The following is a 12,224-nucleotide window of genomic DNA, read 5'->3' as shown; positions in this document are numbered from 1 at the left end:
TTTACCTATTTTTTTATATTGAATCCTTAAAGGAGTGCGGCACATGTCAAAAGGGCATTCGCTACAAGACCCTTACTTGAATACTTTGCGTAAAGAAAAAGTTGGGGTGTCCATCTACCTGGTCAACGGTATCAAACTGCAAGGCACGATCGAGTCTTTCGACCAATTCGTCATCCTGCTGAAAAACACCGTTAGCCAGATGGTCTACAAACACGCTATCTCTACAGTGGTGCCGGTTCGTCCAATTCGTCTGCCTAGCGCAACCGAATCCGATGCAGGTGACGCTGAGCCAGGTAACGCCTGATAGGAGTCTCCTTTGTTCTTTGAGCGCCACGGTGGTGGTGAACGAGCCATTCTCGTTCACTTGGATGGTCAGGACCCTGAGGCGCGCGAAGATCCGCAGGAGTTTCAGGAGTTGGCAATTTCGGCTGGCGCCGAGACCGTCGCGTTTTTCAACGTGCCGCGTCATCGGCCAACCGCCAAAACCCTGATCAGCAGCGGCAAGGTCGAAGAGTTGCGCGACCTGGTCCAGGCCGAACAGGTCGATCTGGTGATTTTCAATCACATCCTCACGCCCAGTCAGGAACGTAACCTCGAACGTATTTTCGAGTGTCGCGTGATCGACCGCACGGGTTTGATTCTCGATATCTTCGCCCAACGCGCCCGCACCCATGAAGGCAAGCTCCAGGTCGAACTGGCCCAGCTTGAGCACATGAGTACGCGGCTGGTTCGCGGCTGGACTCACCTTGAACGGCAGAAAGGCGGTATCGGCCTGCGCGGTCCGGGTGAAACCCAGCTGGAAACCGACCGGCGCCTGTTGCGGGTTCGCCTGCGGCAGATCAAGGGACGCCTGGAAAAGGTCCGCAGCCAGCGTGAGCAATCGCGCCGTGGCCGCAAACGAGCGGACATTCCGACGGTTTCGCTGGTGGGTTATACCAACGCCGGCAAATCGACGCTGTTCAACTCGGTGACCGATTCCGATGTCTTCGCGGCTGACCAGTTGTTCGCCACCCTCGACCCGACCTTGCGCCGACTCGAGCTCGATGACCTCGGCCCGATCGTGCTGGCTGACACCGTGGGCTTCATTCGCCACTTGCCGCACAAGCTGGTCGAGGCTTTTCGGGCTACGCTCGAAGAGTCGAGCAACTCCGACCTGTTGCTGCACGTGATCGACTCCCATGAACCCGAGCGCATGGCCCAGATTGAACAGGTCATGGTGGTGCTCGGAGAGATCGGGGCTCAAGACTTGCCGATCCTGGAGGTCTATAACAAACTCGATTTGCTCGAGGGCGTGGAGCCGCAGATCCAGCGCGATGCCGATGGCAAACCGCAGCGGGTCTGGCTTTCGGCGAAAGATGGTACGGGTCTGGACCTGCTCAAGCAGGCCGTGGCCGAGCTGCTTGGCGATGAGTTGTTTGTTGGCACCTTGCGCTTGCCGAATCGATTTGCTCGACTGCGTGCGCAGTTTTTCGAACTCGGTGCTGTACAGAAAGAAGAGCATGACGACGAAGGCATCAGTTTACTGGCCGTTCGTTTGCCACGAGCCGAATTGAATCGGCTGGTGAGTCGCGAAGGTTTGCAACCGATGGAGTTCATCGAGCAACACACTTTGCAATAAAAGCCTGAGAAAGCGGTTGTGCCGTGGTGACAGGCATTCTGTAGCATTGGTCGGCGCGCCGTGGGTGCGTCTTTGCTTTATCAGATGGAGAGCGCTATGGCTTGGAATGAGCCGGGTGGCAACTCGAATAATCAGGATCCTTGGGGTGGCAAGCGTCGTAACAACGGCGACCGCAAGGGGCCGCCGGATCTCGACGAGGCCTTCCGAAAGCTGCAGGAAAGCCTGAACGGTTTGTTCGGTGGCGGTAAGAAACGTGGTGGTGACGACGGCGGTGGTCCGGGCAAGAGCGGCGGCTTTGGCGGCCTGCTCGGCATCGGCCTGGTCGTGCTGGCCGCCGTATGGCTGTACAGCGCGGTTTATGTCGTCGACGAGCAGGAGCAAGCCGTGGTGCTGCGCTTCGGCAAGTACTACGAAACCGTGGGTCCGGGCCTGAATATCTACTTCCCGCCGATCGACAGGAAGTACTTGGAAAACGTAACGCGTGAGCGTGCCTATACCAAGCAGGGCCAGATGCTGACTGAAGACGAGAACATCGTCGAAGTGCCACTGACCGTGCAGTACAAGATCAGCAACCTGCAGGACTTCGTGCTGAGCGTCGATCAGCCGGAAATCAGCCTGCAGCACGCGACCGACAGCGCCTTGCGCCATGTGGTGGGTTCCACCGCAATGGACCAGGTGCTGACCGAAGGTCGTGAATTGATGGCCAGCGAGATCAAGGAGCGTCTGCAACGCTTCATGGACACCTATCGCACCGGTATCACCGTCACCCAGGTCAACGTACAGAGCGCAGCGGCACCGCGCGAAGTCCAGGAAGCCTTCGATGACGTGATCCGGGCCCGTGAAGACGAGCAGCGTTCGCGCAACCAGGCTGAAACCTATGCCAACGGCGTCGTGCCGGAAGCCCGTGGTCAGGCCCAGCGCATCCTTGAAGATGCCAATGGCTACCGTGACGAAACCGTCTCGCGCGCCAAGGGTGAGGCTGATCGCTTCACCAAGCTGGTCGCCGAGTACCGCAAGGCTCCTGAAGTCACCCGCCAGCGTCTGTACCTGGACACCATGCAGGAAGTCTTCAGCAACACCAGCAAGGTTCTCGTGACCGGCAACAAGAATGGCCAGAACAACCTGTTGTACCTGCCGCTGGACAAGATGGTCGAAAGTGGTCGCAGCACCAGCACTCCAATGACCGGTGCGACAGCCACCAGCAATGAAGCGAATGCACGTGCGGCAGCAGATCTGCAGCAACAGCAAGCACGTACCAGGGAGAGTCGCTGATGAGCAATAAATCGCTGATCGCCCTTATTGTCGGCGTCGTCGTGGCGATCGCTGCCTGGAACTGCTTCTACATCGTGGCTCAGACCGAGCGTGCGGTGTTGCTGCAGTTCGGTCGCGTGGTCCAGGCCGATGTTCAGCCAGGCCTGCATGTGAAAGTGCCTTACGTCAACCAGGTGCGCAAATTCGACGCACGCCTGATGACGCTGGATGCACCGACACAACGCTTCCTGACGCTGGAAAAGAAAGCCGTGATGGTCGATGCCTTCGCCAAGTGGCGCGTGAAGGACGCAGAGCGTTACTACACCGCGACTTCCGGCCTCAAGCAGATTGCCGACGAGCGTCTGTCCCGTCGTCTGGAATCGGGCCTGCGTGACCAGTTCGGTAAGCGCACCCTGCACGAAGTGGTGTCGGGTGAGCGTGATGCGCTGATGGCGGATATCACGGCTTCGCTGAACAAGATGGCTGAAAAGGAACTGGGCATCGAAGTTGTCGATGTTCGGGTCAAGACCATCGACCTGCCGAAAGAAGTGAACCGCAGCGTGTTCGAACGTATGAGCACCGAGCGTGAGCGTGAAGCTCGCGAGCACCGCGCCAAGGGTAACGAACTGGCTGAAGGCATCCGTGCCGACGCCGATCGTCAACGCCGCGTGCTGCTGGCTGAAGCCTATCGTGAATCCGAGGAGGTTCGCGGTGACGGTGATGCCCAGGCCGCTGCGATCTATTCCAAGGCCTACGGTCAGGATCAGGAGTTCTACGCGTTCTACCGTAGCCTGCGCGCCTACCGTGAAAGCTTCGCGAACAAATCCGACGTCATGGTCCTCGACCCAAGCAGTGACTTCTTCCACTACCTGGAAAAAGCCAAGCCTTGATACGACGTTGACCTGAATCCTCCCGCCGGGCGGCTAAAACCTCTGGCGGGGTGATCCTTTGGGAAAACGTGTGTATGATGCGGCAGCCGGGAAATTCCCGGCTTTTTTGCGTCTGCATGTTTGATTGCTGTTTTTAAGCAGATGCCGGGCCGATGGGCTCGACAGTTTTTCGAGGAAAGTGGTCAGCGAAGCCGGTAGAAGGGCTTTTCGCTCCGTCGCTCATGCGCGTGGTTTGTGCATGAGCTGATCATTTTCTGCTTCACTCAAGGATCGCCGACAGGCTGGTCGCCCGGATATAGGGGAAGGCGTAATGGCAACGGTAGACCGCTGGCTTCTGCCAGATGGCATCGAAGAAGTACTGCCACCGGAAGCGGCGCGTATTGAAGTCGCGCGTCGTCAGGTGTTGGATCTGTTCCAGAGCTGGGGTTACGAGTTTGTCGTGACTCCCCATATCGAGTACCTGGAATCCCTGCTGACCGGCGCAGGCCAGGACCTGGATTTGCGCACCTTCAAGGTCATCGACCCGCAATCGGGCCGGCAGATGGGTTTCCGTGCCGACATCACGCCGCAAGTGGCGCGCATCGATGCGCATACCCTGCGTCGCGAAGGTCCGAGCCGTCTGTGCTATGCCGGTAGCGTGCTGCATGCTCAGCCTCGCGCCTTGTCGTCCTCGCGCAGCCCGATTCAGCTGGGTGCCGAGTTGTACGGCGACGGTAGCCCAAGCAGCGACGTCGAAGTCATCAGCCTGATGCTCGCCATGCTGCAACTGGCCGATGTGCCGGATGTGCACATGGACCTCGGTCATGTCGGCATCTACCGTGGCCTGGCCCGCGCCGCCGGTTTGTCCGGTGAAGTCGAGCAGCAGTTGTTCGACGCATTGCAACGCAAGGCCATCGATGAGGTCATTACCTTGACCGAGGGCTTGCCTGCCGATCTGTCGGGCATGCTGCGCGCGTTGGTCGATCTGTGTGGCGGTCGTGAAGTGCTGGCTGCGGCCCGTGAGCGTCTGGCCAAGGCGCCGGCACAGGTGACGGCGGCGCTGGACGACTTGCTGGCGATTGCCGAGCGGCTGTCCGTGCGTTTCCCTGAGCTGCCGCTGTATTTCGACCTGGGCGAGCTGCGCGGTTACCACTACCACACGGGTGTGGTGTTCGCCGTGTTCGTGCCGGGTGTTGGCCAGTCGATTGCCCAGGGCGGTCGTTACGATGACATTGGCGCCGACTTCGGTCGCGCCCGTCCGGCTACCGGCTTCTCCACCGATTTGAAAACCCTGGTGACCCTGGGGCGTGCTGAGATCGAGCTACCGTCTGGCGGTATCTGGATGCCTGACAGTACGGATGCGGCACTCTGGCAGCAGGTTTGCCAGTTGCGCAGTGAGGGTCAGCGTGTCGTTCAGGCCTTGCCTGGACAACCTTTGGCCGCCGCCCGTGAAGCGGACTGCGACCGGCAATTGATTCAGCAGAACGGGCTTTGGCAAGTATCGCCACTGGCTTCTTGAGTTTTCCCGCCGGCTGCCGCCGGCACCAAGTTTGCGCGAATGAGGACAAGTGTTATGGGTAAGAATGTCGTAGTCCTGGGCACCCAGTGGGGTGATGAGGGCAAAGGCAAGATCGTTGATCTGCTGACCGAACATGCTGCCGCCGTAGTGCGTTACCAAGGTGGCCACAACGCTGGTCACACCCTGGTGATCGACGGTGAGAAGACCGTCTTGCACCTGATCCCGTCGGGCGTGCTGCGCGAAGGCGTGCAGTGCCTGATCGGCAACGGCGTGGTGGTTGCACCTGACGCCCTGATGCGGGAAATCGTCAAGCTGGAAGAGAAAGGCGTACCAGTGCGCGAGCGCCTGCGTATCAGCCCTTCCTGCCCGCTGATCCTGTCCTACCACGTAGCGCTGGACCAGGCCCGTGAAAAGGCCCGTGGCGAGCTGAAGATCGGCACCACCGGTCGCGGCATCGGCCCGGCGTACGAAGACAAGGTTGCACGTCGCGGCCTGCGCATCGGTGACCTGTTCCACCGCGAGCGTTTCGCCGCCAAGCTGGGCGAGTTGCTGGATTACCACAACTTCGTACTGGTCAATTACTACAAAGAGCCGGCCATCGACTTCCAGAAGACTCTGGACGAGTGCATGGAATACGCCGAGCTGCTCAAGCCGATGATGCTGGACGTCACCGCCGAGCTGCACAATCTGCGTCGCGCGGGCAAAGACATCATGTTCGAAGGCGCCCAGGGCTCCCTGCTGGACATCGACCACGGTACCTACCCGTACGTCACCAGCTCCAACACCACCGCTGGCGGTATCGCGACCGGTTCGGGTGTTGGCCCGATGTTCCTGGATTACATCCTCGGCATCACCAAGGCCTACACCACCCGTGTGGGTTCGGGTCCGTTCCCGACTGAGCTGTTCGACGATGTAGGTGCGTTCCTGGCCAAGCGTGGCCACGAGTTCGGCGCCACCACCGGCCGTGCCCGTCGTTGCGGCTGGTTCGATGCCGTCATCCTGCGTCGCGCCATCGACGTCAACAGCATCTCGGGCCTGTGCCTGACCAAGCTGGACGTACTGGACGGCCTGGAAACCATCAACATCTGCGTTGGCTACAAAAACGCTGACGGTGCAGTGATCGACGCACCGACCGACGCCGACAGCTACATCGGCCTGGAGCCGGTGTACGAAGAAATGCCGGGCTGGAGCGAGTCGACCCTGGGTGCCAAGACCCTGGAAGAACTGCCGCAGGCTGCGCGTAACTACATCAAGCGTGTCGAAGAGCTGGTCGGCGCGCCGATCGACATTATTTCGACGGGCCCGGATCGCAACGAAACCATCGTTCTGCGTCATCCGTTTGCTTGATAAGTCGTTGATGTAAAACACAAAGGCTCCTTAATCGGGGCCTTTGTCGTATTTGTCTGCAGGACGGCATGACCTTTGCTGTGAACATTAAAAAAGCATTGCTTCCGGCGTGCTATCAATTTAATGGCGCCAAAGCAGAGGGATTTCAGATGTCGGCCGTTCTCTCGTTGTTACAAAGCCGTTTGTTGCGGCCCGTGTTCGTTACCCTTGGTATCGCCCTTTTGGTGCAGGTGCTGGTCGCTGTTGCCCTGACCCGGAGCACGGTGACTGCGCTGGAAGCCGATCTGGGCCTGCGCCTGGGCGCGGACAGTCAAAAGCTTTCCGCTGAGCTTGAACAGGCAGGGCGTGAAGTCACGTCCAGTCTGGACAACCTCTCTGCCAGCACGCGTCAGCGCCTCACGGCCGGTTTGTCCTCGCGACTGGAGGAAGAGCAGGCGCAATTGCGTTCGACCCTGGAAAAGGACCTGAAGGACTCCGCCAGCGACATGGCGCAGCTTCTGGCTTCTGTCGCGCCCCGCGCCATGTGGGACAACGACGTTCCAACACTTTCCGAGTTCGCCCGCCGGGCCCAGCGCAATCCCAATGTGCTGTTCGTGGTGTATGACGACGCCGCCGGCCAACACCTGACGCGCTACCTCAATCGGGAAAACCCGATCAACAAGGCACTGCTGGAAAAAGGCCAGGGCGAGCGGGCGCTCGACAAGGTGCTGGATGCGGCGAAGAGCGATCCTTCGGTGTTCTACGTCGAGGCCTCAATCAGTCCTAACGGCGTAGAAATCGGCAAGGTCCTGATGGGGGTCTCGACTGCTTCGGTGGAGACTGATCTCGCGGCTCTCGACAAACGCTTCTCGGCCTTGATCGCCAGCAGCGATCAACTGGTGGGCGACAGCCTGAAAGGCGCGGCCGCCGACAGCGCAACAGCCATGCGCTCGCGTCTGCAGTCAGCGCAGTCCACGGCGGCTGAAATGAAGGTAAATACCACCGGCACCGTACAGGAAGCTGCTGCGACATTACGCTGGCGCATTGGTGTATGTCTGGCGGTGGTGGGTTTTGGTGTCCTGCTGTTGTTGGCGGTGGTGCTTGGTCGCCGAGTGGTCAATCGCCTGAAAATGCTGATCGTTGCCATGGATGACCTGGCAGCGGGCGAGGGCGATCTGACCAAGCGAGTGCAGATCAACAGCAAAGATGAAATCGGCGACATGGCCTCGGCGGTCAATCGCTTTGTGGATAAGTTGCAGCCGATCGTGCGCGAGGCGGGCGATGTGGCTCAGCGTACCGGTGTGGAAATTGGCGCCATGACCTTGCGCAACGCCGGCGCGGATGCGGCGGCTGGCATGCAGCGCGACGAGGTGGCGGAGAGTTTGCGTGCGCTGTCGCAAATGGCTGATGAAGCCCAGTCGGAAAGCCATGCCATGCAGGCGGCGCTGAAGCAGGTCGTGGACATTCGTCAGGCCACCGATGAAAACACCCGGACCTCGGCGAAAGTCGGCAGCCTGATCGAGGAGCTGGCGGGGCAGGTCAATACCGGCGCGCAAGTCATCGAGCGACTGGCACAGCAAAGCGAGCAGATCGAAGTGGTGTTGACGGTGATTCATGGTATCGCCGAGCAGACCAACCTGCTGGCGCTGAACGCGGCTATTGAAGCGGCGCGTGCTGGCGAGACCGGGCGCGGGTTTGCGGTTGTGGCCGATGAGGTGCGGGCGCTGGCGAGCAAGACGCAGAGCTCCACCGGCGATATTCAGGCGCACATCGTTGCGCTGCAGCAAGGCGCGCGTGAGGCCGTGGCGGCGATTGGTCAGGCCGGGCGCCAGGCCAGTGAAGGTTTGCTGGTGCTGCGTGACAGTGCGCGGTTGCAGCAGTCGGTGCAGGCGTCTGTCGAGCAGGTCCATGCGGCGATCGGTCTGGCCACACAGGCCGCGGCGCATCAGGCGCAGGGCGCACAGGCGGTGCGGGGACGGGTCCAGACCATTCACGCCCAGGCCGAGAAGGCGGCGCAAGCTGTCGTGGAGACCACTGCGAGCGGCAAGGTGCTCGATGGTCTGGCGGCGCAGTTGAAGGCGAGCCTGGGGCAGTTCCGGGCGTAATGCTTTGTCAGGGATGGCCTCATCGCGAGCAAGCTGGCTCCCACATTTGATCTCGGGCGGTCACAAAGTTTGTGTCCGCCGATGAACCCTGTGGGAGCGGGCTTGCCCGCGATGGCAATCTCAGCGACTCAGATACATCCGGGTCGTAAGCAGATAGACCGGCAACCCCGACACCAATATCAACAACGCCGCATAAGGCGCCGCCGCCGCAAATTCAACATTCGCGGTATGCGCCCAGACTTCCGTTGCCAGGGTGTTCAGACCGGTGGGGCTCAACAGCAAGGTTGCCGTCAGTTCCTTCATCGCATCCAGGAATACCAGGGCAAAAGCCGCGCCCAGTGCCGGGAAAATAATCGGCAGTGTCACTCGGCAGAACGCACTGAATGACGATGCGCCCAGTGTGCGTGCTGCTTCCTCGAGTTGCGGCGCTGCCTTGTTCAGGGCGGTGCGGATCGGCGCCTGGGCCAACGGCAGAAACAGCAGGGCATAAGCGATCAGCAGCAGTGCCGAGGTCTGGTACAGCGCCGGCACATAGTGCAGGGCGAAGTACACCAGTGTCAGCGCAATCACCAGCCCAGGCAGCGCGTGCAGCAAATATGGCAAGCGCTCGGCCCAGATCGCCAGTTGACCTTTGTAGCGCACGACCAGCAGGCCAACCGGCACCGCCAGTATCAGGCACAGCGCCGCGCCACCCAGTGACAGTGCGAGGGATGACAGCAGTGCCTCGCCGATTGCCGCCACGGGAAAGGCGGCCGAGGATCCCACCGCCAGCCAGTAGGCCAACATGCCGAGCGGTATCCCGCTACCGATGATTGCCAGCAGCAGGCAATAAAGCTGTCCCGCCACTGCCCACGGTCCCAGTTGCACCTGCTCGGCATTGCGCGCCGCGCCTTGGCCGGTGCGCACATGTCGGCCTTTGCCGCGTACGCGTAATTCCAGCCATAGCAACATCAGGCACAGCGCCAACAGTACCGCTGAAAGCATCGCCGCGTTGGCATTGCTGAACTCCAACTCGAACTGCTGATAGATCGCCGTGGTGAAGGTTTGCAGGCCGATGATCGACAAAGCGCCGAACTCCACCAGCATGTGCAGCGCAATCAGCAACGAACCCGCCAGCAGCGAAGGCCAGAGCAGGGGCAGGGTGACGCGGAAAAACACGCCCCAGCGATTCTGGCCCAAGGTACGGGCCGATTCTTCCAGGGACGGATCGAGATTGCGCAGGGTCGCCGCCACGGGCAGAAAAATCAGCGGGTATTTGGACAGGCTCATCACCAGGATCGCCCCGCCGAGTCCTTCAAAGTGGGCGCTCAGCGAAACCCAGGTGAAGCTGCTGACAAACGCAGGCACGGCGAACGGCAGGCACAGAATCACCCCCCATAACCGCCGTCCGGAAAGATTGCTGCGTTCCAGTAGCCATGCCAGGGACAAGCCGATCACGCCGCAGGTGACGGTAACACCGAGCATCAGCGCGAGGGTGTTGCGCAGCAGGCCGAATACGTAGGGCCGCCACAGCAGGTGCAAGGCTTCGGCCCAGCCTGCCTGCCAGGCTTTGAGTCCGACATAGGCCAGCGGCAGGAAGCTGAGTACGACCAGCAGCAATACCGGCAACACCAACCCGATCGGCGGACGCTTGCGGCGGGGCGAGTTGTTGCTGCGCAGGCTGGTGGCAGGTAGCGATGCGCTCATCAGTTCAGGCCAACGTCACGTTCCAGATCCAGGGCTTCTTCGGCATTGCCCAGGTCGGCTGGCGTGACTTTCGGTGCTTCCAGCTCGTTGAATGGCTTGAGCCCGCGATCAGATTCCATGCCTTTGTGCAGAGGGTATTCGGCGGTGGTCTGGGTGATCACGCGCTGGCCTTCCTCGCTGGCCATGTAGGCGAGCAATTGCTGGGCTTCTTTGGGGTGTTTGCTGGATTTGAGCACTGCAGCGCTGGAAACGGTGATGAGTCCGCCGACATCGCCGCCGGTGAAGTAATGCAGTTTCGAGTCGAGCTGGCCTTTTTCACGCTGCAGGGCGAACCAGTAGTAGTTGTTGACCAGCACGGTGGCCACTTCGCCATTTTCCACGGCTTTCAATGCAACCATGTTGTTGCTGTAGGTCTTGCCGAATGCGCGCAGCCCGGTCAGCCATTCTTCGGCGGCGTCCATGCCGTGCACTTTGATGATCGCGACGGCTTGTTCCTGGAAGGCGCCACTGGTGGGCACAAAGCCGACCTTGCCTTGCCATTTGGGGTTTGAGAATTCCATCACCGAGGTCGGCAAGTCTTTTTCATCGATCAGCTTGGGGTTGTAGGCGACGACGCGCACCCGGGCAGTCACGCCAATCCAGGTGCCATTGCTGGCGACGTATTCCTTGGGCAGAACGGCCAGCGTGGCATCGTCCGTCTTGGCTAGCAGGCCTTGTTCGCCAAGTTTGTTCAGTGGCGGCGATTCTTCGGTGTAGATCACGTCGGCGGGGGAGCGATCGCCTTCTTCGACGACCTGGCTGGCGAGCTGGTTGCTGCTGCCTTTGCGTACATTGACGTGGATGCCGGTCTTGGCTTCGAAGGCCTTGGCGACCGCGTCGCCGACTTCTTTGTGCTGGCCATTGTAGAGGGTCAGGGCAACCGGATCGGCGGCTTGGGTGAGGGGAGTGGCGAGTGCCAGGCCGAGCAGGGTAGTGGTCAAGCCGCGGCGCAGGGTATTTCGAAACATCATTCGCAGGGTTCCTCACTGTCGCATTGCAAAAACTTGCAACAATGATAAACGATATTGTTTCTCAAATGCGCCTTGTGGGTTGGATTTGCTTTTGGTACGGGCTGCCGATGACCCTGTAGGAGCGAGCCTGCTCGCGATGGTCTCCAACGATAACGCGGGGTGCCTGCATGCCAGTGTCGTCTGGGCGTGCATCGCGAGCAGGCTCGCTCCTACAGAAGGGCGGTAGAGAACATTTCTGGATGCCAGAAACGCAAAAACCCGCTTTCGCGGGTTTCTGTGAAATTCAAGGCCGTAACCTTGAATTTGAATTGGTGCCCAGAAGAAGACTCGAACTTCCACGACCGTAAGGTCACCAGCACCTGAAGCTGGCGTGTCTACCAATTTCACCATCTGGGCAATCATCTTCAGCGTTGCCGCTGTTGATGTGGCGCACTATACGGAGAGCGTTTTGATCTGTAAACCCCTGATTTTAAAATTAATAAACCAGGGGCCAAAAATGCAAAAACCCGCTTTCGCGGGTTTTTGTGTGAGCCTTGAAATTGATCTAATCTCAAGCTCGAAATTGGTGCCCAGAAGAAGACTCGAACTTCCACGACCGTAAGGTCACCAGCACCTGAAGCTGGCGTGTCTACCAATTTCACCATCTGGGCAGTATCGGCAACGTTGTCCGTCGTCGATGGCGCGCACTATACGGAGCGTCTTTTTAACTGTAAACCCCCGACATTAAAAAAACCTGAAAAATTTCGTCAGCGGTCTTCAAAACAGCTTTGCGGTGTCGATACAGGGCTTTAGATGGGTCGTCTTAGCTTGAAATTTCCCGTTTCATTACGCCTATGCCAA

At 59.7% G+C, this 12,224-nt stretch carries 9 protein-coding genes and 2 tRNA genes; 7 read left to right on the top strand and 4 right to left on the bottom strand.

All coding sequences use genetic code 11. The features are described 5' to 3' along the window. Positions 1–43: 43 nt before the first annotated feature. The 7 genes from hfq (at position 44) to AB4Z35_RS03020 (ending at position 8,688) form a co-directional block, all read left to right on the top strand. On the top strand, positions 44–304 hold the full coding sequence (gene hfq, locus AB4Z35_RS03050; RefSeq protein WP_003221112.1) for an RNA chaperone Hfq: 261 nt from the start codon (positions 44–46) through the stop codon (positions 302–304). Positions 305–316: 12 nt separating this feature from the next. Beyond that, a complete protein-coding gene (gene hflX / locus AB4Z35_RS03045; RefSeq protein ID WP_057712241.1) occupies positions 317–1,618 on the top strand; it encodes a ribosome rescue GTPase HflX in 1,302 nt (433 codons plus the stop codon). 96 nt (positions 1,619–1,714) lie between these two features. Then, positions 1,715–2,890, top strand: a complete 1,176-nt coding sequence (gene hflK / locus AB4Z35_RS03040) for an FtsH protease activity modulator HflK (RefSeq protein ID WP_007995017.1) — start codon at positions 1,715–1,717, stop codon at positions 2,888–2,890. Then, positions 2,890–3,759 (top strand): protease modulator HflC, encoded by an 870-nt coding sequence (gene hflC / locus AB4Z35_RS03035; RefSeq protein ID WP_007995015.1) that lies wholly within the window; start codon positions 2,890–2,892, stop codon positions 3,757–3,759. Before hflK ends, hflC begins: the two co-directional genes overlap by 1 nt. A 310-nt stretch (positions 3,760–4,069) precedes the next feature. Beyond that, entirely contained in the window at positions 4,070–5,257 is a 1,188-nt protein-coding gene (locus AB4Z35_RS03030; RefSeq protein ID WP_007983998.1) for an ATP phosphoribosyltransferase regulatory subunit, read from the top strand. Positions 5,258–5,311: 54 nt separating this feature from the next. Further along, positions 5,312–6,604, top strand: a complete 1,293-nt coding sequence (locus tag AB4Z35_RS03025) for an adenylosuccinate synthase (protein WP_007984000.1) — start codon at positions 5,312–5,314, stop codon at positions 6,602–6,604. Positions 6,605–6,753: 149 nt separating this feature from the next. Beyond that, the gene (locus AB4Z35_RS03020) at positions 6,754–8,688 is read left to right on the top strand and encodes a methyl-accepting chemotaxis protein (RefSeq protein WP_442095986.1); all 1,935 of its coding nucleotides are present in this window, start codon (positions 6,754–6,756) and stop codon (positions 8,686–8,688) included. A gap of 120 nt (positions 8,689–8,808) precedes the next feature. Here AB4Z35_RS03020 and AB4Z35_RS03015 read toward each other — a convergent pair whose 3' ends face one another. The 4 genes from AB4Z35_RS03015 to AB4Z35_RS03000 all read right to left on the bottom strand — a co-directional run bounded on the left by AB4Z35_RS03015 (position 8,809) and on the right by AB4Z35_RS03000 (position 12,034). Beyond that, a complete protein-coding gene (locus AB4Z35_RS03015) occupies positions 8,809–10,374 on the bottom strand; it encodes an ABC transporter permease (protein WP_442095985.1) in 1,566 nt (521 codons plus the stop codon). Continuing rightward, entirely contained in the window at positions 10,374–11,384 is a 1,011-nt protein-coding gene (locus AB4Z35_RS03010; protein WP_442095984.1) for an iron ABC transporter substrate-binding protein, read from the bottom strand. The genes AB4Z35_RS03015 and AB4Z35_RS03010 overlap by 1 nt, the downstream gene beginning before the upstream one ends. 309 nt (positions 11,385–11,693) lie before the next feature. Beyond that, a tRNA-Leu gene (locus AB4Z35_RS03005) sits at positions 11,694–11,780 on the bottom strand. 167 nt (positions 11,781–11,947) lie between these two features. Continuing rightward, a tRNA-Leu gene (locus tag AB4Z35_RS03000) sits at positions 11,948–12,034 on the bottom strand. Positions 12,035–12,224: the final 190 nt, after the last annotated feature.

Origin of the sequence: Pseudomonas sp. KB_15 (assembly GCF_052114525.1) — a bacterium.
Taxonomy (GTDB): Bacteria; Pseudomonadota; Gammaproteobacteria; order Pseudomonadales; family Pseudomonadaceae; genus Aquipseudomonas.
The sequence above is the reverse complement of the archived record's forward strand: the minus strand, read 5'-3'. Positions and strand labels throughout refer to the sequence as shown.

Bases quoted from the DNA above. Each gene is read 5' to 3' on its own strand.
- hflK (WP_007995017.1), top strand. From the start codon at position 1,715: ATGGCTTGGAATGAGCCGGGTGGCAACTCGAATAATCAGGATCCTTGG.
- AB4Z35_RS03015 (WP_442095985.1), bottom strand. From the start codon at position 10,374: ATGAGCGCATCGCTACCTGCCACCAGCCTGCGCAGCAACAACTCGCCC.
- hflC (WP_007995015.1), top strand. From the start codon at position 2,890: ATGAGCAATAAATCGCTGATCGCCCTTATTGTCGGCGTCGTCGTGGCG.
- AB4Z35_RS03025 (WP_007984000.1), top strand. From the start codon at position 5,312: ATGGGTAAGAATGTCGTAGTCCTGGGCACCCAGTGGGGTGATGAGGGC.
- AB4Z35_RS03010 (WP_442095984.1), bottom strand. From the start codon at position 11,384: ATGATGTTTCGAAATACCCTGCGCCGCGGCTTGACCACTACCCTGCTC.
- AB4Z35_RS03020 (WP_442095986.1), top strand. From the start codon at position 6,754: ATGTCGGCCGTTCTCTCGTTGTTACAAAGCCGTTTGTTGCGGCCCGTG.
- AB4Z35_RS03030 (WP_007983998.1), top strand. From the start codon at position 4,070: ATGGCAACGGTAGACCGCTGGCTTCTGCCAGATGGCATCGAAGAAGTA.
- hfq (WP_003221112.1), top strand. From the start codon at position 44: ATGTCAAAAGGGCATTCGCTACAAGACCCTTACTTGAATACTTTGCGT.